Raw genomic sequence first — 24,489 nt, forward strand, 5'->3', positions numbered from 1 at the left:
TTTTTACGATTTATTATCTATAAAGACATGATTGCTATTTTCGGTTGTGTTTTTGTGGCATGAAAGCAACTGTAGGTTGTTATAAAACTTAATATTATCTCAAAATGGAACAAATTTTCATTTTTTTATCAAAATAATTTACTATTTTTGTCATAATGATTCATATAGCTCCTTTACAAAAAGCTTGAGAATTGGGAGTCCATCGACCAAAACCGCTAGCAATCATGTTGCGCATAACACGACATACATAGCCCTTCTGAGCTGGATCATTATTAGGCCCTGCATGGTAACGTGCAACTGCCATAGTCCAGCTGCCTTCTTTTTGGTATAATTTTTTTAAAAAACGCGCAGCATAATCAACATTAAGACGAGGTTTTAACATTTCTACAACAGAAAAAAAATTCTTACCGTGGTAATAATGATTAATTTGCATACAACCTACATCAATGAATTTAGCTCCAGAGCGTTTAGCATTTTTAAAGATATGTAAAGCTTCCGCTTGGTTTTTTGCGAAAACAGCCTTGCCATCAATATTTAATGCATAAGGTTGAAGCGATTCTTTATGGCCTGTTTCTGTTAGCCCAACTGCATATAAGATACCTAACGGTACATCATAGCGCTTAGAAGCCGTAATCATTTCTGCTTCACAAATATTCTCGGCTACCGCGTAATTCAATACTATAATGCTAGACGACCAACCGATAAGAAATGCGTGAAGAAATATCTTCAAAAGGAAGATCCAAAAATGATGCATCTGATAACGAAAATTGTTGGAAAAATTGCTTTGATTCATTTTTTTCATTCTGTTCATTATCACCAAACGCTTGACGTTGACCATTAAAATGTTGTCCACTATTATCTTGCTCTAATCTTTGCTCCATTTGCAAAGATTGATTTTGTTGAATAATTTGAGCACTTTTATCCACAACACTAATTAATAAATGTCCACCATCATGAACATGAGCCTTTTCTAAAACATATGATAACATCTGCTGATTGCTGATTAAAAGACGCGCAGTTTCCCGATGTTGAGTACATAATTCAATATGAAGCCCTTGCGCAGTCATTCTCACTTTAGCATCAACTGTTCCAAGCTCCACAGGTGTGAGCTTTAAATGCAAAATCCTTACATCCCCAACTTTTTTATTACACGTAATATCAACACCACTTAGCTGCATCATAAAATCAGGTTTTTCTTCTTGAAGAATAAGCCTGTTGCCTATTTCTAAATTCTTAAGAGATTCAGCTCTTTCTATCTCCATTCCCACACCTAGTGTCAAGGATTCACTTTCATGTGCAAAATTTTGTATACTATACTGTGGTATTTTTTGTTGTGTGAGAAAATGTTTATCGACTGCTTTAACTTGAATCTTGTCTTCAACAGCACATTCTTTTTGAATATCTACAACCCACTGATTTTGTACATTACCATTTATAGAATCTGGAATGCTCCCATTTTTTACACGTTCACTAATTTTTTCTCCAATTTTTTCTTGCTTTACAAACCTCTGTACCAAATAAAGTGGATTCAAAAAATTTTGAAAAGACATATTTTCTTTATTACCAATATAATCATGCTTGGCTTTTTGCAATTTTTTCTCAAAAGCTTTAATTACATTTTGTTCCACAATTTCTTCTGATATTTTCGACTCTATAACTTTAGCTAAAGGATCCTGTCCTTTATTTAAATACTCTGCACCCTCATCTAGAATTGTCTGTTTTACGGATTCTTCTAAAGCTTCTTTCACCCTATGTATAAGCGAAGAATCTTCATGAAAATTTTTATCTTGCTCAAATTTACTTTGTTTAAGTAACGTATCAAACGTTTTAGGTAATTGATTATCCGCACAATCTTCTGATTGAACTGCAACTTTATCTGCTGTAGTTTTATTTATTGTAGCCATTTGTGCAGAAAGGAAACCGCACAATCCATCAGTGCTTATCATCATTTTTGTATCCTAATAATTGGTCGATTTCATTTATCTTTTCTTGTGTATGTTGAATAAATTGCTTCATTTCTGCTTCTATAAGAGATGTTGTATTGTTTTGTTTATCATCTTTTTCTAAGGTTAACTTTAATTCTTCATGACTTTGCGGTTGTGATACAATTTGTGTATTTTTCTTTTTCAGAACATCCAACGGAAAAGAAATGACTCTTTGCGCAACAGCTTGTGCAGCAATAAATAAAAAACGATCTTTCTCTGATAAATCTTTGTAGATGATATTTTGTATCATCTGAAGAGCCTCTTGTGCAGCGATTGAACCAGCAAGACTCATAGCGTAATACAAACGTACAGATGTATCATCTACACCGATTTCATGTGCTAATGTCAAAGCTTTCTGAGCACTTAGTTTCGCTTTTTCCATACGTGCATCAATTAACGCAGCACGACTCACTGCCATATATGCCATAAACTGCACCTTTGTCGGTGCATAAGCAAGCAATGCTTCCAATTGATCAATACTTAATTTTTCATCAAGCCGCAATACAGCAGGAATAAACTCATGCCAAAAGTCATAAGCATAAGGTGATTTCCAAAAACGATGCACATAATGACGAATTAATAAAGCCAAAAGATCTATCTCACCAAGCATTGATGCAACTTTTAACTCTCGACGAATAGCACCCTCTTCAAATAAAGTTCCCGGAGCAAAAAGCCTTACTTGATCTAATTGTTTCAAAGCTAAAGCAGGATCTTTTTCTATGATATTAACAACCGTAGAAAGTACAACAGACGCAAATAAAGCAGGAGGAATAGATCGAATATCTTCTTCAGTTAATTGTGTATATGTCTTTAAAAAAGTAGTTTTTTTATGAGATGCATAAGCTAGAGCACCATCCATTACATTCTCTGAAATCACTCCCTTTCCATATTTCTCTAAAATGCTTTGCACTACTCGAGGATTTCCACCATTAAAAAGATAAATCAATAAAGCATAAAGATTATTCTTATCTTTCCATACACTAGCATCAAAAGTTAAAAATTTATCGCCAATTTCGCCCAAAAGCTGCAGTTGTTTTTGCAGTTCTTCCTCTTGTCCTGATATAATTTTATCTTGTAAATTTTGTAAAGAACGCACAAGATGTACTGGCTCAGAGACAACAGTTTTTGATAACATAGAGGGCTCTTTAATTTCGTGCTCTACCTGTGCAACAAAAACTTCCTGAGAATCTCTTTCTATCTTTTGTAAAAAAGCCCTACCCTCTTGTATAAAAATTCCTTGAATAAAGACCACAAAAGATAAAAAATAGACAGAGTATGCCTTTTTCACAATCATGGTGTTTTTCCCTTTTCAAGAACTGATTTGTCTTGTATAATTTTCTGCGAAGAAGGCTTCCCTACTGTCGATTTTTCCTTTGCTTCTTCAGCTTTTGGATCTCGTATAAAAATAGATATACGCCGATTTTCAGCAGCATATGGATTCTTTTTATTTTTCAAATCCCGATCTGCATAACCTTCAACACGCAAAATTCGTTTCTCATCAAAACCACCACGCACCAACATATAATAAGCCATCTGTGCACGTGCTGTTGAAAGTTGCCAATTATCATAAACAGTACTACGATAAGGACGTGCATCAGTATGCCCACTAATCACAACATCTCCTTGATACTTTGCAATAATTCCTGCCATGCTACTAATTAAATCAACAGTTCGCGCCGTTGGAACAGATAGGCCAACTTTAAACATTTCATATTTTGGCTGATCCATTAATTCAATCATAACTCCTTCTTTAATCGGCTTCACATGAGCCAATATATCGCTGTTTTTCGCCTCTATTAAATCCGTTAATTCTTTTGCAAGAACACGAGAATTCTCAGAAGAATTATTTTCTTGTATAGATTCTTTTACCAACGTTTTTTGCTTTTGATCTTTTCTTTTTTGAAAAGAATCAATATTTTCTCTCCAATAATCTGGCGAAAAAGGATCATGATACTCTATTCCTAGTTGTAAATTTTCTTGAGAATCACCAACTCCCTGCCCTAAAAGATCCCCTTTTTCAAACTGCTGCTCGGAAGGATTTTTTGCGTGGTGTTCTGACTGAACAATTTTTTCCAATCCAAGATAAGGATTATGCATTAACTCTGCTTCCTCCATAGGATTTGACTTTTCTGACTGATCATCATCTCTACGCTCTTGATCAAGAGAACTTTTTTTATCTTGTTCAATATCTTTGTGTTGAATACCACGATTACTTGTTTGGGGATCTACAAGTTTGATTGGATTAAAATAGTTTGCGATAGCTTCCTTTGCCTCATCATCTTGGACGTTAACAAGCCACAAGACCAGAAAAAGTGCCATCATTGCTGTCATAAAATCAGCATAAGCAATTTTCCAAACACCACCATGATGATCATCATGATCTCCATGTTGCCCACGACGAACAATAATAATTTCAGAAGAAGATTGTTGGTCTTCAGATTTCATTGTATCAACTCCTGCAATGTCGTCAGCAATGGAGTAAGCTGTGTAGCAATAACCATTTCACCACGATGTAAACGTAACTCTGTACTTTTGGTCGGTTGAAATTCAAATTGAGATGAATCAAAATCACGCTGTTTTTTGAGCTGTTCAAATAATTTTTCATTCCCCTCAAGAACTAAAGGTTTCCCTGCAGCAAGAGCCTGATCTAATATTTTTGTAGCAAATTCCTGAAGTGCTTCTTCTGTAATTTTTTCACCAATAAATATGGAAAGAACCTGTGCGATCTCTCGAGAAATTTCTTGGCGCAAATCAGCAAATTCTTTTGTTAATTGACTCTGTACATTGGCTCCTAGCGATTCAACCATACTTTGTTTAGCCGCTTCAATAGCTTTTGCATGCTCTTCTTCCAAACATTTCTTTTCTGCTTCAAACTGTTTTTGCAATTTTTCTGTTACCTCTTGCACAGCTTGATCAAAAGCTTCCTTTCGAGCTACTTCAACATCAACAACCCCTTCAGAAGGGAAAGATAATATTTCTTCCATATATTCTTCTGAAGGTTTAGTATCAGATAATGAACAGTCTTTCTGCTTCTCGTTATCATATATGAGTTCGCTTTCATCATCAGAAGGCAAAACCTCTATGTCTTCAGCAGAAATATAGCGGGATGAAAAATCACTCAGAAAAGAAGATAAGGGAAGACTTACCTGTTTTTCAAATTTTCCACCTGTTTGTTCCATTCTATTTATCACTTCCATTTAACGTTTCACTTTACAAATCTATACAGCCACAGTTGTGTCAGTATCATGGACCCATTCACGCAAAACCCCAGCAAAACGTTCTTCATCCATTGCGATCATTTGCTCAAGACGATTCTGTGGTGGAACACGCATACGATTGCGTAAATTGCTAAGTGTATCATTATTTGTGCCTGTAACGCCACCAAATTCTGCATTATCTTGATATTGGTGTTCTAAAGCAGGTATATTTCCAAGACCAGCTACAGCATTTGCACTATTTTCAAGCGCCTTTTTTCCTTCCCGCATTTCCCGCATCAAAGGACGCACCCCTAAGAATAAAATCAAGAAAACGGCAATTACTAAAGCAACTCCATTGATCAAACCAGATGTATAACGTGATAATGATTTCCAAAGAGGCTCTTGAATAGGTGCCATATCAGCCTCAGAATTACCAACGAAATCGACGGCTGTAACATTAATGATATCCCCGCGTTTTGGATCAAGCCCTGCTGCGGTTGCCACCATCTGCTGGATACGGTTTACTTCATCATTAAGAGCATTTTCAGAGGTTGGTTTTGTACCATCTGGAAGAACCAAACGCGCACGATCTACCACAATAGCAACAGCTAATTTCTTCACACTATAACCATCACTAACTGTAGAGATAGTCTTAGAGTTAATTTCATAATTAGTAATCTCTTCTCGGCGATCTTTTTTATCCGTTGATCTTTCCCCACCACCATTAGCAATTTCTTCCTGTGGAATATTTTGTTCTACACCGACAGCATCACTATTACGATTATTTTGGCTATCAGCTTGATCACGCACAGAACGCACAGAACGCACAACCTGTGATTCTGGATCGAAAACGGTCTCATTTGTTTGACGACGATCTGTATCTAATACAACTTGCACACTAGTTTGAAAATGATCAAGACCAAGATACGGAACCAATTGTTTACGAATATTCGCGTCAATTTGCGAAGCAACCTGTTGCTCAAGAGATGCCATCATCATCGAAGCTCCATTCATTGCATCTACTCCAGAGGCAAGCAACTGTCCACGTGTGTCCATCACTGTCACTGAGCTTGCTTCAAGTGAAGGAACAGCTGCCGCTACTAATTGACGAATAGACTGAGCAAATTCGACTGAAAAACTACTATTAGTGCGAATTACAACAGAAGCAGTAGGCTTCTGATTAGCCTTACGAAATGATCCTTTATCTGGTAAAACAATATGGACACGTGCTGCCTTTACGCCTTGTACAACTTGAATCGTCCTTGCGATTTCACCTTCTAAAGCACGTTGGCGTGTAATTTCTTGCATAAAAGATGTAAGCCCTAAAGACCCCATATTATCAAACAATTCATATCCGGCATTGTTTGATGTTGGCAGTCCTTTTTCGGCAAGGAACATTCGTGCTTGCTCTGCTTGTCCCACAGGAACCTGAACAGTACCACCATCAGAAGAAACATCAAAAGCAATCCCTGCTTCACTTAACGCCATTCCCATTCGATTCACATCATCACGTGAAAGACCAACATAAAGTGTTTCATAAATAGGACGCGTTAAATAAAAGCTAGAAAACAAAATTGTTCCAAACAAAGTTAATCCAACCATACCAAGCGCAATAAGGCGCTTTACTCCTAGTTTATGAAGCGCATTTCCAGAAGAAGAAAGAAAAACCCAAAATTTATCAAGCATAGATTTGCACCATTATTATTGAAAAGACAATCTCGCGTAAAACAAAGAAAACAGCTGTTAAACAACTGTTTTCCCACTCTTACTGCTTAAATCATAAAAAATAAAACTTGTGTGAAAATGATGCCTAGTTTTGCTAGAAAAGACCATGATATGCCTATATCATAAACTTATTTAAAGATAATATTTAGCTATCATGCCATCTTTATTTATTTTATTTATTTTAAATTACACACAATAATAGATTGTGCATAATGCATTGTGCCATCATGTAGACATATTTTGACCATAGTAATCGCTAACAAGTACAAATCTTGTGAATCATGAGGTTCTTCATTAATGTATAAAAATCACCTATTGCAGTACGCACTTATAAGCACTGTATTCTGTTTTTTTCATAGTAATTCTTTATACGCCGCTTCTAATAATGGTACCATACTTATAGAAGATAAGAACACAGCTCTTAATCTGAGTAATGGTGTAGTATGGACACTCAAAGCTAGTAAAAGGAACGCAGAGGAAGAAGAGAATCAAAATTTGCCTGTTACTACTGAATTACGCTCTACTTTTTCTACCATTAATCTCAATAACAGTACCATTACTTTTGACAAACCAACAGATGATCAATATCAGATATTATATGTAGGGCCTTTACCAGCTACAGAGCAAAGTGCAGAGCCCAACACCCAAAATGTACCTCAACAAAATAGGCTCACCTTATCAAAAGTCTATAATGCAACAGGCAATGCAAAAGTTTACTTCAATACTGAATATAGTAGTGCGCTTGCGATAAGAGATCAAAAAACAGACCAACTTGTAATTAATGGTAATGTTTCAGGAACAACGACAATCTACGTTAACAGTATCAAGGGAAAGAATCCCCCCCCAATGCTCCTATTCCTGATAGAAGTGGCACCCCACTTATCTATAATAAAAGTGGTATCTCACTCATCCAAGTTTCTGGAGAAGCAAATAAAGACTCCTTTAAATTGGCAAATGGCTATACTACAATAAATAATTCTCCTTATAAATATATTCTTATTGCCTATGCTCCTGAGCATTCTCGTCATAATCATAATCAAAATATGTTTGCTCTATATCCGCCATATTGGGATTTCCGTTTGCAAAATGCCTATCTTGACCCTCAATCAAAGGTGAAAGCTCTGGTCCCACAAATGGCAAGTTATTTGGTGATGCCAAATGCTTTATTCTCTGCTGGTTTCTCTGATATCAATCAGCAAAATGCATCCTTATCCAATCTACGGACTATGTCATTGGAAAATAATAACAATAAGAAAAATGCTTTCTTCTTATCTTCTTATGGCAATACAGCAACTTTATCACCCAAGCATACTGCTCTCGAATATGGTTACGGAGCGGATCTTCGCTACAGTGCTCTACAATTAGGAGTCTCATTAGGTGTTCTGGAAAATCAAAATACCACAACAAATTTCGGCTTGTTAGGCTCTTATGGACAAGTATCTTTCACTCCAAAAGATATGGAAGGTGCTGCCAAGAGCACACTTGATAAGTGGTCAATTTCAGCTTTTAGTAGTACACATCATCAGAACAGCTTGTACCTTGATACACTTTTTTCCTATGGCCGTGTGAAAGGAAATATTAAAGTTGTTGATATTGGTAACATTGCAAAATTGGATGACGTCAACATATTAAACGCCTCTGCAACTATTGGTCAACAATTTGCAACTGGTGTTGAAGGGTTGGTCTTTGAATCACAAACACAACTTGTTTATCAGCGCTTGATGTTTGATAATATTTTAGATGGTAATGATCTTGAAATCGATATGAATAATCCTAATCGATGGTTAGTTCGTATTGGTGGACGTTTAAATAAAACTGTCACCGCAGAAGAAAATGCTCGTATTATTTCTCTTTATGGAAAACTAAATGTGATCAAAACTTTTGCTGATAGAAATACAATACAAGTTATCGATAATTTCCATCTTGATCCTATGGGAGCTTCTGTTGAAGGTGGTGTAGGAATTAATGCGCAATTGAGTAAAAAAATTGGACTGTATGGTGATGTCAGCCACCAACACAAACTTCAAAAAGCAGGTATATCAGCAACCTCTTTCTCAGGTGGCATACGTTACCGTTTTTAAAACAATACTGATATTAACTTCAACAAAAAGGGCAGTATAAAATACTGCCCTTTTTGTTTTATTTCGCTTTCCTCTTTTTAAAAGAGACCAAAATATTAAGTCTCCATTATATTTTATTTCTTTGATTAGTTATTCTTAACTATATCCATCATTTTTATAAAAATAGAAAATTTATCAGTATTTTAAATTGATCTTATAATAAGCCTATATAAAAGATAATATTATGCTATTATTTTAGCCTTTATTTTAAATATAAATATGAAAAATTAGCTCTTTATTAAAAGAATAATTTAATACATTATGTATTGTTAATAATAATATATAATACATTATGTATATAAGTAATAAATATTATTTATCTTTATATAAAATAATTTTTATCTTTACATATAAAGAAAAATAATTTACTTCAACCAATGGAAATTATCGATTCAATATCCTTCTTATAAGCGGGGGGGATATTTAGGGTTTTATAAGTTAGGACAATCTTTATGTGTAAAAATTATCTTCTATCGTGTACAGCTGCGGCTGCTATAATTTTGTTTGGTGCTCATTTTAATGTTGCTGCTGCTGAAGACCTCTCTATAACGAATGGCGAAATTAAAAATGTCAAAGACAAAACTTTTCAAGCTGCATCTGATAGAACAAGTGCCCTTTATGTAGGCGATAAAAAAGAAGGTAATCCTGAAGGCGGGAATCCTGAAGGTGGGAATCCTGAAGGCGGGAATCCTGAAGGTGGGAATCCTGAAGGTGGGAATCCTGAAGGTGGGAATCCTGAAGGTGGGGCTGACAATAAAGCTAGAGAAAACAAAGGCACAGGTGGTACAATCATAGGTGAAAATTTAACACTAATTGGCACTAAGGATAAACAAGGAAATGGTGCAGCAGCGTCTGGGTCGAATAGCAAAATTATTCTAAAAGGCAAAACAATTATTAAAGATCTCCGATTTGGTCTTAGTGGGGTTGAGGGTGGTAATATCACAATGGAAAGTGGTACGATTGATGTCACTGATACTGCTGTACAAGCTAAGGATAAAAATACAACTATTACACTAGGCGCTGTCGACATTACTTCAGAAAAGACAGGTATTAATTTATCAGATGGTGCTAAATTCAAGATGGAAGGTGGCTCTATTAAGACCAAAGAAACTGCTGTACAGGCTAAGAATATAGGCACAACCATTACATTAAGCGATGTGGACATTACTTCAGAAAAAGAAGGCCTTAAAATAGAAGACGGCGCCACAATTGTAGCAAATGGTGGTTCTATTACAGTAAAAAGTGACGGTGCTGGTGAGAATGCTACTGGGAAAGCAGTTGTTGCTTCTGGAAAAGATACTAGCATTACATTAAATGATGTAGAAATTTCTTCAGATAAAATTGGTATTGAAATAGGGCCAGAAACAATATTAAATATGACCGGCGGTTCTATTAAAGCAGAACAAGACGGTGTTACTTTTGCAGACAGTAAAAGTAATAAAAACAAACTAAAAGATACAAAAATTACTGTTGTCAACGGGGATGGATTTAACGCCAGAAGCAGCACAGTTTCTTTAGAAAATGTTTCCATTCAATCTAAAGAAGGCACTGGTCTTTCTGTTTCTGAGAAGGAAACAGTTGTTAAAATGACAGGTGGTACAATTGATGCCCACAAGGCTGCATTCGTTGTAGAAAACGGTGCAACAATTGATATTTCCAATGTTTCTGCAACAGCTGCTGAAAATGGCCTAGAGCTTAAAAATGATCAAGATGATCAACAAAATAATGTTAAATTCACGAATACAAAACTTACCGTTGAAAAAGGTGTAGGTATTCTTGGAGACAAATCTGGAAAAGATGCTATCAGCCTCAAAAATTCAGAAATACGTGCTGATCTTTTATTAAAGTACACTTCTAAAGATGACAAAGAAGCAGCTCTTACACTCAATGCAGACCATTCAATCTTAGAAGGTGGTGTTAGAACTGAAGACAAGGCTAAAACAGCCTTTAATCTGACCAATGGTACAGTATGGACGCTTAAAATCAGTAAAGAAGAAAAAGAAGCAGGTGCAAATGAAGATGGAGCACTGCTTGATATTTCTAAGAGATCACACTCTACTGTTTCTACGCTTAATCTCGATAACAGTACCATTGTTTTTGACAAACCAACAGATGGTCAATATCAGATATTACATGTAGGACCAGCAATACCAGAAGTTAATCCAGGACAACCTGCTCTATATAATGGAAACGACCCAGCAGTCCCGAACGATGCATCAAAAGTCTATAATGCAAAAGGCGATGCAAAAGTTTACTTCAACACTGAATGGAGTAGTGGGCTTAAAACAAAAGATCAAAAAACAGATCGACTTGTAATTAATGGTGATGCTTCAGGCACAACAACAATCTACGTTAACAGTATCAAGGGAAAGAAGAAACCAGAAGAAAATGCTTCTGCTCCTGCAAATGAAAGTGGTCTCTCACTCGTCCAAGTTTCTGGAGAAGCAAACAAAGACTCCTTTAAATTGGCAAATGGCTATACTACAATAAATAATTCTCCTTATAAATACACTCTTAATGCGTACGGTCCTGAGGATTCTAGTAAAAATGAAAATCAAAGTTTGTTTGGTGATGGCCAATCATATTGGGATTTCCGTTTGCAAAATGCCTATCTTGACCCTCAATCAAAGGTGAAAGCTCTGGTCCCACAAATGGCAAGTTATTTGGTGATGCCAAATGCTTTATTCTCTGCTGGTTTCTCTGATATCAATCAGCAAAATGCATCCTTATCCAATCTGCGGATAATGTCATTGGAAAATGATAACAATAAGAAAAATGCTTTCTTCTTATCTTCTTATGGCAATACAGCAACTTTATCATCCAATCATACTGCTCTCGAATATGGTTACGGAGCGGATCTTCGCTACAGTGCTCTACAATTAGGAGTCTCATTAGGTGTTCTGGAAAATCAAAATACCACAACAAATTTCGGCTTGTTAGGCTCTTATGGACAAGTATCTTTCACTCCAAAAGATATGGAAGGTGCTGCCAAGAGCACACTTGATAAGTGGTCAATTTCAGCTTTCGGTAGTATACATCATCGGAATGGCTTGTACCTTGATACACTCTTTTCCTATGGCCTTGTGAAAGGAAATATTAAAGTTGCTGATATTGGTAACATTGCAAAATTGGATGACGTCAACACATTGAGTGCTTCTGCAACCATTGGCCAACAATTTGCAACTGGTGTTGAAGGGTTGGTCTTTGAACCACAAGCACAACTTGCTTATCAGCGCTTGATGTTTGATAATATTTCAGATGCTAATGATCTTGAAATCGATATGAATAATCCTAACCAATGGTTAGTTCGTATTGGTGGACGTTTAACCAAAACTGTCACTGCAGCAGAAAACGGTCATATCATTTCCCTTTATGGAAAACTGAACATGATTAACACTTTTGGTGATGGTGATACAATACAGGTTACCGATAATTTCCACCTTGATCCTATGGGAGCTTCTGTTGAAGGTGGTGTAGGAATTAATGCGCAATTAAATAAAAAATTGGGATTACATGGTGATGTCAGCCACCAACACAAACTTCAAAAAGCAGGTCTATCAGCAACCTCTTTCTCAGGTGGAATACGTTACCGTTTCTAAAACAATACTGATATTAACTTCAACAAAAAGGGCAGTATAAATACTGCCCTTTTTTTATAATAATTCTATTCACGAAACCTATATTCCCTTCCCCTCCAAAGCTCTCTTTCTATCCGCTTTTTTATCAAGAGATAAAAGCACTATTAAATGAATGCGAAAAGAAAGAGTATGAAATCACAAATGATCTTTATTATCAAAGGACACTTTTTGAAATGCTTTTGAAGACCACAAAGCTCTAAGAAGAATAAAGATTTACGCATAAAGAAGAAAATAAAGTACATTACCTCTTTACTAAAGTCGTATTAACCTATCAAAAACGATACTGCAGCTTTCCGGAAAAAGATGCTCCAGACATACCAGTTTTTGATAACCTTTGCTGATAACTAGCGTCACCATGCACAAAAATATTGTTAGTTAACTGCACATTAACACCTAAGCCACCCTCAATAGCAGAACCCATAGAATCAAGATAAAAAGTATCACCAACTTCTATGGTATCGCTAAAACTAAGAGTCTTTATAACATTCATTTTTCCATAGAAAGCAATGAAACTATTCTTTTCAACAACAGGAAGCATTTTGGTTAAACGACCACCTACACGCATTAACCATTGATGAGGATCCTTCATATTAACTTCAAGATTATCGCTATCTAAAATAGTATCAAACATCAAACGTTGATAAACAATTTGCGCCTGCGGTTCAAAAGATACACTTTTATTACCAGTTGCTAATTTGTGACCGACAGTTGCAGATACACTTAACATCTTTTTATCATCAAGTTTTGCTACATTATCGACAACAGCAGTCTTAATATGCCCTTTCAAGATACCATAAGAAAAGAGCGCATTCATATACGAATTGTTATCATGCTGCATATTACCGAAAACTGAAATGGACCACTTATCAAGAGTACTTTTAGCAGAATCTTCCATATCTTTTGGCGTAAAAGATAATTGACCATAAGTTCCTAACATACCGACACGTGTAACTGTATTTGCATTTTCAAAAGAACCTAACACAGCACCAGTTTGTAGAGCCGCATAACGTATATCCGCACCATAACCATATTGCAACGGATTACGAATAGATGAAAAAGTTTTTGCATTACCATAAGAAGATAAAAAGACAGAACTCGTCTTTTTACCTGCAACATTTAACGTTTCCTGCACATCAGCTAATATACCATTCTGATTACTGATATCAGAGAAACCAGCAGAAAATAAAGCATTCGGCATAACCACATAACTAGCCATTTGTGGTACAAGGGCTTTCACTTGTGATTGGGCATCAACATATCCATTTGACAAATTGAATTTCCAAATACCAGAAGTTTCTCTTTTACTATTAAGAACATACCTATAAGGCAAGCTATTAAATACAGTATAACCATGAGCTAATTGGAAGGACTTTTCACTTACAGATCTATTATGAACCTCAATAACCGTAACTCCTCCCCGTGGCAAAACAACTGCATTTCTAGTAACACGCGTTGCATTACGGCTTTCCTCTACATTGTGATCTTCAACGTAATTAATATGAACTTTAGTAATACCGCCTACATCAGTTTCGATTATAAGTTTATCAGAACCATTCACACCCATATTAAAATGAATATTAGCATTACCAACTGCTAAATAATGTCCCGTATCACTTGATTTGAGAGGTCTTACGCGTAAAGTTTGGTAAATACCACTATCTTTTTGATCAAATACAACAGCACTATTATTAAGTGTAAGCATATGCAGAACAGATTCTTGTCGCTGCTTTGCACGTAGTTGTTCTTCCCCAACACCAAGATTAACTGGTATGATCCATTTTGAATCATCTTTAAGAGTTAAAAATGAATATTGCATTCCTGTAGCTTGTGCTGAACCTTCTAGAATAGAATGACTTGCAGAAACTCTCAACATATTAACTACAGGCAAACTTCTTACGCTCTCAACACCGTAACTTCCTAATAAAATATTAGAATGAATTTCTGAATTCTTAAGTGACACAATACCTGATTCAAATGCTACAATACCTAAGTTGCTAGATAAAATTTTTGTATTGGTAAGCTCTACAAAACTTGGAGCAACAACACTTATATTAGCTCTGCTACTAGCATCTGTGCTAGTGGATTTAGAATTCTTAAAGTTATCATATCCAAAAACAACACCATAACCATTACTTATTTGACCATCAGGACTCTTAATCCTTATAACTGAATCTTTTAAATACATTCTAGTTGCACCTGCAGGCATTATACCTGCAAGACCTGCTTGTACATCAATTCCTGTAGCACTAAATGCTCTAGTACCATTAGCCAAAATCCCCACAGAAACTGCTTTAAACGTCCCACCATTAATAACAACAGGTTCACCACTTTTTTCGATTGCAATACTAGGCACCCCTGGATATTTATTTGCTACACTGGAACTGTTATTAACCTCAGCTAAGACATACAATAGATTCGACAAAAGTAAACTCAATGATGTAAAAACTGTATACAATGCTCTTTGCATAATAGACCCTATTAACAACTTATAAAATTTAAAATGGATTTTATATTTTTATATGTAACAAAAAATGTTATATGTAAAGTTATCAATTTTGGTTATCATTTTCATTAAATTGATAATATTCTTAGTAAATCAAAATAAATTCAAGTATTTACATCATTATTGACTATTGATTTATTTTGATTGTTAGCATCACAATGAATTTTAATTAACCAGAACTGTTGTTCATTTACATCAGATTTTTTCTGGGCCTGAATTCACAGAGAACAATGCTGTTAATCTTCCACTGAAAATAATATCAGGTGCGCTTGATTCTATCCCAACTATTTTATTTGAATATAATATTTACAAGCAAAATTATTATAAGATGAATATAGTCTCTATTTATAATTATTATAATAAATGGAAAACTTAAACAAAGTTTATACTGTTAACGATATATTATAAAGTTAAATAATAACGAGTACGACCTGTTTAGTATCTTACAATGTATTCCTAACTATTCTTATAATTTCAAACGCTAAATGTTCAATAAGAATTTATAAATTATAATATTTTTTCCAAATATATCCTATTAAAATATATACAGTATCTCATAAAATAATATCATACTTAGTAGGAATAAATTGTAATTTTGTTTAAAATAATTAATAAAATAAAACTAATTTATAAGCTTAAATATAACTTTAAAAAGATCTTATTAAGCTTCCAACTAATAAATTCCATCCATCAACTAATACAAAAAAAAGAATTTTAAATGGTAGAGAGATAACCGTTGGTGGCAACATCATCATTCCCATTGACATTGTCAACGTAGCCACGACAAGATCTATCACTAAAAAAGGAAGAACAATAAGGAAACCTATTTCAAACCCACGACGTAATTCAGAAATCATAAAAGCAGGAACTAAAACTCGAAAATCAACATCAGAACCTGTTTTAACTTGAAGAGAAGAATCAGAAAGATTAACAAACAAGTCAAGATCTTTCTCACGAACCTGCGAGATCATAAATTCTCGAAAAGGCTGACTAATTTTTTCTATCGCTTGTTGTTCACTGATTTTATTATTTACTAAAGGGTGGACCCCATCCTCCCATGCTGTGTTAAATGTCGGAGCCATTACATAAAAGGACATAAACAAAGCTAATGAGATCATCACAAGATTAGAAGGCGTTGTTTGTAATCCTAAACCTGTCCGCAACAATGAAAAAGCAATGGCAAAACGAGTAAAACTGGTGACCATGATCAATAAACCAGGAGCCACTGATAAAATAGTCAATAGGCCGAAAAGTTGGACGATCCGTCCACTAATTGAACCTTGAGGATAAGAAAATAATCCAGCAAGACCACTAGCATTCTCAGCACCTGTTTTTTGTGCAAAAGCAACTGTTGTTGCTAACAAAAATATCATCAATACAAAACCACCAAACCGCTTCATGATTCTACTACCAAACTTGAAATCAAAATATTACTTACTTTATTATCGGAACGAACTCTAGCACGATCTAAAAGATCAGCACGCAAATTCATTAACCCTGACGGCCCTTTAACCTGATCGATTGTAACTTGTCGCAAAAATGCTAAAAAATCATTTGATATATCAGCTGTCAGTGTAGATTCAATATTCTCATCAGGCTTAATAACTAAAGAGACTTCCATTCGAATCCAAGCATTTTCTGGTACTGCAATATTAGTTAAAATAGGAGGCAAAGTAACAATATGAGAATCAGCAGCAATAAGATTCTCTGGAGTTTTGGTCATTGGTAACTCTTTTAAATTACTAGAAGTTGGCGCCATCTCCCGACTCACCCATGCTCCTAAAAACCACCCAGAAACAGCAGCAACCAATGTCAAAACAAATCCAACAATCAGAAAAACTTTTATGCTACTTTCCCGTTGCACAATGTTTTCTTCTTTTTTCGACTCTTCTGCCATAAAAATTCCCTGTCACATAAATAATGTAATTATAAAGTTACTTTTGATAGGTTTCTATTTTTTGATAATGAACAATAAAATTAAATTATATATTCATTCTCTAAAAAGGCGCAATCTGATTGAGCAATTGCTGACCATAAGGAGGTTGTTGTATTTCACTCATACGTCCACGGCCTCCATATGAAATGCGCGCTTCAGCAATTTTGTCATAATCAATCATATTATTGCCTGAAATATCACGTGGACGAACCAATCCTGCAATATTGAGAATACGCAATTCATTATTAACCCGAACTTCCTGCGAACCATTAATGACCAAATTACCATTTGGCAAAACATCTGTTACAATAGCTGCAATAGACAAACGAATATTTTCTTGTCGTTCTACCTTAGTATCCCCTTTAGACTGACTCGATGAGCCACCTTCAATACTACCAGCCAACTTATCCATAAATGAATATCCCGCTCCAATTGTATATTTGGAATTAGAATCACGCTTTAAATCACTTTTATTGTTTAAACTAGCACGATCATTAATGAAAATTTGCACGGTTAATACATCACCTGGCTTCATTGCACGCGGATCCCGATAAAAGCTACTAGCGCTTGAACGATAAAGCGAATATCGGCTTTCACTTGGTGCTGGTGGATAAATACTTGCTGCATGCGAAGAAGCATATCCTAAATCAGCACGAACCGGTGAAAAATTTGGTGCCGAATTAAAATCTTTTACATTATAAGAACAACTGGCTAATATTATAGACATGGTAGTCAACCCAATTGCTACACACAAGAAAGACGAGTATTTATTTGTACTTTTTATCTGTTTCACTTGCATAATCATATTATCTTTACTTCTATCGCATATAGCGTTTATTTCTTTTTTGTTGATACTTGTTGTGCGCTCACTAATATTTGAGTTAATTCCGCTGATTTTTCAGGCGGTAACTCATTCATAATAGCACTTGACACTTTAGGGCTTAGCTTAAGTACAAGCGAAGCTGCAACAAGATCATTCATCAAAGCCAATTGAGCAGCTGCAGCGTCAGGACGCATTTTCGTAATAATTTCAACTAAAGAACTCTCTGCCATTGATAAAAACTCATTGCGTTTATTAAGCCAAACTTGATATTCGTTTTGCTTTTCTTCTAAAATTTTCACACGTTCACTAATTTGATCACGTAATTCTTGTAATTGTTGGCGTTGTAGTTGAAAACGCGCATCTGCAGCCTGACTCCCAATATTGCTACAAAAACGCTCTATTTCTTCTTTACTTACTCCAGATATCTCCTCAGATCTTCCTCCAGACTTCTCTTGTATCAATGAAACAATAGGAGCTTTAGTATCTACCTTAGTCTCTGTTGACTCCTTCGGCTGAACTGACTGATGGGATACAGTTTCAATTTTTTGTTCAAGCACTTCAGTAGAAACTGGTGACTGTTCTACATTTTCTATAGATGAAGCAATCTTATTTGGTGCAGGAATTGGCACAGATGCATTTTTCACATATCCTCTCCCAATCGGAAAAGCCATAAATATTGCTATAAATAAAGAAAAAACATAAAAACGTAATTTTATCATTGGACAACAAGCTCCGCATGAAGAGCGCCTGAGGTTTTAATTGCCTGCAGAACTGCTATAATTGCTGTTGGTTTGACACCAATTTGATTTAACCCTTTAACAAGACTATCTAAATCAACGCCACTCAAAATACCAATATTAGAGAGTGACTGATCAACATCAATTGATGTTCTCGGAACCACAATTGTATCACCTGTTTCACTAAAAGGATTAGGCTGTGAAACACTTGGTTCTTCCGTCACACGTACTGTTAAGCTACCATGTGAAATAGCGACACGTGAAACACGTACTTTTTCACCAATAACAACAGTTCCCGTACGTTCATCAACAACTACACGCGCCACCTCATCGGTAGGAATAGGTAATCCTTCAATGTCAGCAATAAAGCGTGAGACTGAAATATTGCGCGGTTTGTTTAAAACAATAGTTTTCGCATCACGCTCTCTAGCAACACTTTGTTTATAACGCTTATTAGCAAAAATATTAATGAGATCAGACATACGCACTGCTGTCGAAAAATCCGAATTCCGTAATTCTATAATAATCTCGTTACTATGGTTGAAATTTCCATCAACTTTGCGTTCTACAAGTGCACCATTTGGAATACGACCCGATGTAGGCACACCTTGAGTTACACTTTCTGCAGTTCCCTTAGCACCAAAACCGGAAATAACCATATTGCCTTGTGCCACCGCATAAGTTTTACCATCTGCTCCAAGAAGCGGTGTCATGACTAATGTTCCCCCTTGCAAAGATGTTGCATCCCCCAAAGAAGAAACCGTTACATCAATCCGTGATCCTGGAGTTGCAAAGGGCATCATTTCAGCAGTTACAATAACAGCAGCGATATTATTAACACGCGATGCACCAGCAGGAGGATTGATGCCTAAATTATCCAGCATAGCTCGCATAGATTGCTCTGTAAAAGGTGCATTTCGTAAAGAATCACCCGTACCATTTAAACCAATCACCAAACCATAACCTACTAATTGATTAGAACGAACACCTTGAACAATCGCAATATCTTTTAAACGAGCTACTGCACTTGAACGTGCTAAATCTGAATAATGCATTTGTGCAGGATTCCCCCCCGCCCCTAACCAAGCAGCATCAGCTTCCACTGTAGAGTTATATTCTTCAACATTTTTCCCGCCTTCATCTGCAAATGCAGGAATAAAGAAAACCCAAAAAGATAAGAAACAAGCAAAAAAACGCATAATCATTAAAAACCTACTCTTACATCACCATTTTGCAAAACAGTTCCTGTAACCACACGCCCTGAATCGGAATTGCGAACACGAATAACATCACCAGAAGATCCCGACTGTAAAACAACTCCTAGAGCTGTAATCTGCAAATTATGTGTTTGGAAAATCAACTTTGTTGCCTGACCACGCTCGACCAAAACTGGATCTCCTAAAGAAGAAAGAGAAATAGGTCGGCCTGCTGTTAAAGTACGTTTTGCCACTTTGTGAAGAATTTGTTTCATATCCGTCACATACAAGGAAACTGCATCAGATTTAATAAAAAAATGCTTTTCGCTTAAACCTATATCACTGATACGTTGACCAGCATAAATAGACTTATCAGGCACAAGAAAACCAATCCGATCAGCATAAGCTGCTGTGAATAAAAAAAACGAAAGAAAAAAACTTATAAGCAAAAGCGAAAGATTTTTCATACCATTTACCTCAGATTTTTAGAAACAACTGCTGCCATTTCATCTGACGCTTGAATAACTTTAGAATTCATTTCATAAGAACGCTGCGCTGCAATAAGTTCTGTCATTTCTTTGACTGGATCAACATTAGAAGCTTCAAGCATTGCTTGCATAATGCTGCCATATCCATCCTCTTTTGGATCTCCTGGAACCGGTGCACCAGAAGCTTGTGTCTCGCGAAACAGATTATCCCCTATCGGCTCTAGACCAACCTCATTGACAAAATTAACTAAACGAAACCGTCCCGCTTCCACAGCATTAGGATCTGTATCCGTTTGATAATAAACTGTCCCATCAGGGCTGACTGTGACATTTTTGCTCCCTATAGGAATAGTAATAACAGGCTGCACTAAATTGCCCTCCAATGTTACTATCTGCCCTGTTTCACTTAAATTAAAAGCACCTGAACGAGTATAAAAAACATTGCCATTGGGATCTTGTATTTCAAACCAACCATTTCCATTAATAGCGAGATCTAAGGCATTACCAGTTTGCACAAAAGCCCCTTGGGTATTAATCGTACGAACAGCAGCAGTACGCACACCCATCCCAATCATTGCTCCTTCAGGTATAACAGCTTGATTAAGCATATTAGGAACACCAACTGCACGATCTGCAACATACATCAAATCTGCAAATTCTGCACGCCCACGCTTGAAACCCGTCGTATTAATATTCGCCATATTATTAGCAATAACATCAAGATTAGTTTGCTGGGCAGCCATACCTGTTGCCGCAATTGACAGTGATTTCATGACCATAATTTTTTCCTATACTTTTCTAAACACTATCGTGCTCATGCTAAATTTGCATCCGACTTACTTCAAGATATGCTTGTACAAGCTTGTCACGGAGAGCAATAGCTGTACTTAAAGACCGTTCAGCTTCCATTACCGAATTTACAACTTCGCGCACACCAACATCACTTCCAGAGATTCTATCTATGGAAAGACTTTCTGCTGTTTGTAATTTTGTACCAACAACTTCTACAACCTCAGATAAAACCTGATCAAAACTGACATTGTTTCCTACTACACTAGGCAAGATTTGCTGCCCATTAAGACTACTCATTTGTTTGCTGGCTTGCCCCAAAGAATCAAGGGTATTGTGTGACACAACAGAAGTAAATGCTTCAATCATTTTATATGCTCCTACAAAATTCAAAATAAAACCTATTAATTAAGGTGATAAACAGCTTATCCTTTTAATAAATCAATCGTTTGTGAGATTAAATCGCGCGCTTGGCGAATTACTTGTAAATTTGCTTCATATGAGCGATTTGCTTCACGCATATCTGCCATTTCTATAATCGAATTCACATTAGGATATTTCACATAACCATTACTATCAGCAGCCAAATGACCTGGTTCATAACGCATAATAAAAGGCGCTTTATCAGTGCTAATCCGTGTTACATGTACACCTTGTGCATCAATGTAAGGATTAAGCGTCGCTTCAAAGCTCACTGTTTTGCGCTGATAAGGTCGAGCACCTGGAGATTTTCCCGTTGAATTCGCATTGGCTAAATTTTCAGCAATAACACGCAAACGTGTTGACTGAGCACTCAAACCGGTTGTAGCAATCTGTTCTGCTGCAATAAGACGATCAGACATCCTTAAGCTCCTCCTCTAACTGTTGCCATTGTCATTCGATGAAAAGCTTTTACAATAGCAGTGTTAAGAGATATTTCGCGACTAACGTCTCCTCCTTTACGCATTTCTTCTTCTAAATTGACATCATTACCTGAATGCGTAACTTCCATAACATTTTCAGGGCGGATAATATGCGTTTCCATACCATTTTCGGTTATATCCATATGATGGATATTCGTCACAGCCATAGAAATCATTTTATTTTGTAAAACAGCTGTAAAGTCCTCTACATCACGAGCTTTATACCCTGGTGTATTTGCATTCGCGACATTACTCGCAATTGCCTTTTGGCGAACAGATAACCAATTTGCTTGTTTATTTGCCATCTCAAAAAAATTAACCGAATCCATAATTCTTACCCTTTTTACTTCAAACCATCATAATAAAGAAAACTTGTGCGAGACTTGCTTTCGCATTTTAAAATCTACAAGAAAATGAAATCATACCCTGCCCCCGCACTATAGATGTCTTTACAACACCTTACTTTTATTAGTCATAATAACAAAACATTAACTGCCATGAGTGAATTAACTTCCTGACTTGATAAACAATATACGCATCACACTTAACCATCGCGATGCTACCCTTCATTTATTTGAGAAGAAGAAATTTTCACAACTTAACCAAGAAAAAACTTATCTTGTTTGTTAAGGCTTAACTCAAAATTAATTTATACGGTTTATAATCATGGGAGAGAAATCTTTTCAAACAGTATTCCTTTTTCTATCAATAGATTCACATAGAACTTTGCAAACATACTCTTAATTTATTAGATTTATAGAAAACTGATCAAGCTTTCTAAACACCCTATGTTGCCTCTTTCAAACTTCTCTAAATACATCATAAACCATGAAAAGAAAAAATACTAACCAAACACAAGCCTGTACACAACAAAATGTAATCTCTTGAAAAATAATTCTACCTTTTACCGCTAGCAGCCATTACTGACTTTTTAATAACTTAGCTAATTCTTCATAGGGATCACTGATAAGTCCCATATCGGGACTTTGCTTCATTGCAGCATAAATAGATGGAACTAAAAAAACTGCTTGATCAAGAACATGGTCTGTCCCAGGACGATAAGCACCCATAGCGCGTAAATCACGTGTTTCTTCGTAGCGAAAAATCATCTCTTTCAAATTTTTAACCAATGTACATTGTTCAGGTGTCCAGTTATGAGATGCCAAACGTGAAATAGAAGAAAGAATATCAACAGCAGGAAATCTTCCCTGTGCAGCAATGGCACGATCAAGAACAATATGACCATCCAAAATCCCACGAATAGTATCAGCAATGGGATCATTATGGTCATCACCATCAACCAATACTGCATAAACACCCGTAATAGATCCTTTTCCTTCCCTGCCGGGACCTGCACGTTCCAATAAACGGGGCAATTCACTAAAAACGCGTGGAGGAAATCCACGTGAAACAGGTGGCTCATGAGCAGTAATAGCAATTTCTCGAGTTGCTAACGCATAGCGCGTAACAGAATCGACAACAAGCAAAACATTATCTCCTAAAGAAGAAAAATATTCAGCAATTGTTGTCGCCATAATTGGGGCTAAACGGCGCATCATCGGACTTTCATCACCCGTTGCGATCACTCCAATCAATTTGTGTAATTTATCGTGTAATACATCATCAAGCATATCACGCACTTCACGGCCACGCTCTCCTGTAAGCGCTAAAACAACCGTATCAAAATGATCAGCTTGCATCATCATAGACAAAAGAGTCGATTTCCCTACCCCAGAACCAGAAAAAACCCCAATGCGCTGCCCAAAGCAAAGGGGCGTGAAAATATCAATAACCTTAATGCCCGTGCGTAATCCTGCACCCACACGCGCACGTTTCAGTGCTGGAGGTGCATAGGTCTCAATTGCCATATTTCGTGGCCCAGAAGATAATCCTCCCTTGCCATCAATAGCCTCTCCAAAAGCATTAACAATCCGTCCACACCAAGAACGATCTGGAGCAACAAAAAGAGGACCTTTTGGAAAAACAGAAGCAGAAAGCATAGGAACAACAGTTTCATCATAAGGTTTAATTAAAACGCTTTCTTCATTAACACGAATAATTTCACCTCGTAGAAACTGTGACTCACACTCAACGGATACTGTATCACCTAATAAGACAGACTGTGATAAACCACGTGCAACTAATGTCCCTCGTGCTACATCGCTAATAACACCACCTTGACTCACAAGGTGAGAATAATGATCGTTTTTGTGTTTTGCAAAATCAAGCAATCGATTTAAAGCAGTAGGAGCAGGAGGTGTCTCAATTATGTCAGTATTTGAATCAGCATTTGTTACATCTTTAAGAAGATTTACCGTATCATCTGATTCCTCAGCATGAATATCAGTATCTTGTGCATCAGCAAGAGAAGAATTTATAACTGAATCAGTTGTTGGCGTAGCATTAACTAAAACAACTTCTGGCATAGAACTATTTTCACTCTCTAGCAT

General features: G+C 36.2%; 21 protein-coding genes. 3 read left to right on the forward strand and 18 right to left on the reverse strand.

Going from position 1 to position 24,489, the window contains the following annotated elements; translation table 11 throughout:
* Positions 1 to 160: 160 nt before the first annotated feature.
* The 6 genes from B11cv2_RS04270 to fliF are packed head-to-tail and all read right to left on the reverse strand — an operon-like array spanning position 161 to position 6,868.
* Positions 161 to 637 carry a transglycosylase SLT domain-containing protein gene (locus tag B11cv2_RS04270; protein ID WP_245407001.1) on the reverse strand — a complete coding sequence of 159 codons (477 nt, stop codon included), beginning with the start codon at positions 635 to 637 and terminating at the stop codon, positions 161 to 163.
* 49 nt (positions 638 to 686) lie between these two features.
* A complete protein-coding gene (locus B11cv2_RS04275; protein WP_100693469.1) occupies positions 687 to 1,949 on the reverse strand; it encodes a flagellar hook-length control protein FliK in 1,263 nt (420 codons plus the stop codon).
* The gene (locus B11cv2_RS04280) at positions 1,933 to 3,279 is read right to left on the reverse strand and encodes a chemotaxis protein (RefSeq protein WP_245406960.1); all 1,347 of its coding nucleotides are present in this window, start codon (positions 3,277 to 3,279) and stop codon (positions 1,933 to 1,935) included. The genes B11cv2_RS04275 and B11cv2_RS04280 overlap by 17 nt, the downstream gene beginning before the upstream one ends.
* On the reverse strand, positions 3,276 to 4,430 hold the full coding sequence (locus tag B11cv2_RS04285; protein ID WP_100693470.1) for a flagellar motor protein MotB: 1,155 nt from the start codon (positions 4,428 to 4,430) through the stop codon (positions 3,276 to 3,278). Before B11cv2_RS04285 ends, B11cv2_RS04280 begins: the two co-directional genes overlap by 4 nt.
* Positions 4,427 to 5,164 (reverse strand): hypothetical protein, encoded by a 738-nt coding sequence (locus B11cv2_RS04290; protein ID WP_245406961.1) that lies wholly within the window; start codon positions 5,162 to 5,164, stop codon positions 4,427 to 4,429. The genes B11cv2_RS04285 and B11cv2_RS04290 overlap by 4 nt, the downstream gene beginning before the upstream one ends.
* 39 nt (positions 5,165 to 5,203) lie before the next feature.
* Positions 5,204 to 6,868, reverse strand: a complete 1,665-nt coding sequence (gene fliF / locus B11cv2_RS04295) for a flagellar basal-body MS-ring/collar protein FliF (RefSeq protein WP_100693472.1) — start codon at positions 6,866 to 6,868, stop codon at positions 5,204 to 5,206.
* A 336-nt stretch (positions 6,869 to 7,204) separates the two neighbouring features.
* Between fliF and B11cv2_RS07550 the strand changes: the two genes are divergently transcribed.
* The 3 genes from B11cv2_RS07550 (at position 7,205) to B11cv2_RS04305 (ending at position 12,626) form a co-directional block, all read left to right on the forward strand.
* A complete protein-coding gene (locus B11cv2_RS07550; RefSeq protein WP_256387016.1) occupies positions 7,205 to 7,879 on the forward strand; it encodes an autotransporter outer membrane beta-barrel domain-containing protein in 675 nt (224 codons plus the stop codon).
* The gene (locus B11cv2_RS07555) at positions 7,855 to 8,988 is read left to right on the forward strand and encodes an autotransporter outer membrane beta-barrel domain-containing protein (protein WP_256387017.1); all 1,134 of its coding nucleotides are present in this window, start codon (positions 7,855 to 7,857) and stop codon (positions 8,986 to 8,988) included. The genes B11cv2_RS07550 and B11cv2_RS07555 overlap by 25 nt, the downstream gene beginning before the upstream one ends.
* 491 nt (positions 8,989 to 9,479) lie before the next feature.
* Positions 9,480 to 12,626, forward strand: a complete 3,147-nt coding sequence (locus B11cv2_RS04305) for an autotransporter outer membrane beta-barrel domain-containing protein (protein WP_100693473.1) — start codon at positions 9,480 to 9,482, stop codon at positions 12,624 to 12,626.
* A gap of 310 nt (positions 12,627 to 12,936) precedes the next feature.
* On the opposite strand, the gene B11cv2_RS04310 is transcribed toward B11cv2_RS04305, so the two are convergent.
* The 12 genes from B11cv2_RS04310 to B11cv2_RS04365 form a co-directional block, all read right to left on the reverse strand.
* Positions 12,937 to 15,132: an autotransporter outer membrane beta-barrel domain-containing protein gene (locus tag B11cv2_RS04310; protein WP_100693474.1), complete on the reverse strand. Its 2,196-nt coding sequence runs from the start codon at positions 15,130 to 15,132 to the stop codon at positions 12,937 to 12,939.
* A gap of 683 nt (positions 15,133 to 15,815) precedes the next feature.
* A complete protein-coding gene (fliP, locus tag B11cv2_RS04315) occupies positions 15,816 to 16,568 on the reverse strand; it encodes a flagellar type III secretion system pore protein FliP (protein ID WP_100693475.1) in 753 nt (250 codons plus the stop codon).
* Positions 16,565 to 17,065 (reverse strand): flagellar basal body-associated FliL family protein, encoded by a 501-nt coding sequence (locus B11cv2_RS04320; protein ID WP_100693476.1) that lies wholly within the window; start codon positions 17,063 to 17,065, stop codon positions 16,565 to 16,567. Before B11cv2_RS04320 ends, fliP begins: the two co-directional genes overlap by 4 nt.
* A 100-nt stretch (positions 17,066 to 17,165) precedes the next feature.
* Positions 17,166 to 17,831, reverse strand: coding sequence for a flagellar basal body L-ring protein FlgH (gene flgH, locus B11cv2_RS04325; RefSeq protein ID WP_100693477.1), 666 nt, complete (start codon positions 17,829 to 17,831; stop codon positions 17,166 to 17,168).
* Between the two features lie 107 nt (positions 17,832 to 17,938).
* Positions 17,939 to 18,598, reverse strand: a complete 660-nt coding sequence (locus tag B11cv2_RS04330) for a MotE family protein (protein ID WP_245406962.1) — start codon at positions 18,596 to 18,598, stop codon at positions 17,939 to 17,941.
* Between the two features lie 44 nt (positions 18,599 to 18,642).
* On the reverse strand, positions 18,643 to 19,869 hold the full coding sequence (locus B11cv2_RS04335) for a flagellar basal body P-ring protein FlgI (protein WP_100693479.1): 1,227 nt from the start codon (positions 19,867 to 19,869) through the stop codon (positions 18,643 to 18,645).
* The gene (gene flgA / locus B11cv2_RS04340) at positions 19,869 to 20,327 is read right to left on the reverse strand and encodes a flagellar basal body P-ring formation chaperone FlgA (RefSeq protein WP_100693480.1); all 459 of its coding nucleotides are present in this window, start codon (positions 20,325 to 20,327) and stop codon (positions 19,869 to 19,871) included. The genes B11cv2_RS04335 and flgA overlap by 1 nt, the downstream gene beginning before the upstream one ends.
* Before the next feature lie 5 nt (positions 20,328 to 20,332).
* Entirely contained in the window at positions 20,333 to 21,121 is a 789-nt protein-coding gene (gene flgG, locus B11cv2_RS04345) for a flagellar basal-body rod protein FlgG (protein ID WP_035007411.1), read from the reverse strand.
* Positions 21,122 to 21,167: 46 nt separating this feature from the next.
* Positions 21,168 to 21,506 carry a flagellar hook-basal body complex protein FliE gene (locus tag B11cv2_RS04350; RefSeq protein WP_100693481.1) on the reverse strand — a complete coding sequence of 113 codons (339 nt, stop codon included), beginning with the start codon at positions 21,504 to 21,506 and terminating at the stop codon, positions 21,168 to 21,170.
* A gap of 56 nt (positions 21,507 to 21,562) precedes the next feature.
* Positions 21,563 to 21,979 carry a flagellar basal body rod protein FlgC gene (flgC, locus tag B11cv2_RS04355; RefSeq protein WP_078673874.1) on the reverse strand — a complete coding sequence of 139 codons (417 nt, stop codon included), beginning with the start codon at positions 21,977 to 21,979 and terminating at the stop codon, positions 21,563 to 21,565.
* Positions 21,980 to 21,981: 2 nt separating this feature from the next.
* Positions 21,982 to 22,368 carry a flagellar basal body rod protein FlgB gene (gene flgB / locus B11cv2_RS04360; RefSeq protein WP_100693482.1) on the reverse strand — a complete coding sequence of 129 codons (387 nt, stop codon included), beginning with the start codon at positions 22,366 to 22,368 and terminating at the stop codon, positions 21,982 to 21,984.
* Between the two features lie 591 nt (positions 22,369 to 22,959).
* A complete protein-coding gene (locus tag B11cv2_RS04365) occupies positions 22,960 to 24,489 on the reverse strand; it encodes a FliI/YscN family ATPase (protein ID WP_100693960.1) in 1,530 nt (509 codons plus the stop codon).

It is taken from the genome of Bartonella sp. 1-1C (assembly GCF_002810325.1).
Lineage (GTDB): Bacteria > Pseudomonadota > Alphaproteobacteria > Rhizobiales > Rhizobiaceae > Bartonella > Bartonella rochalimae.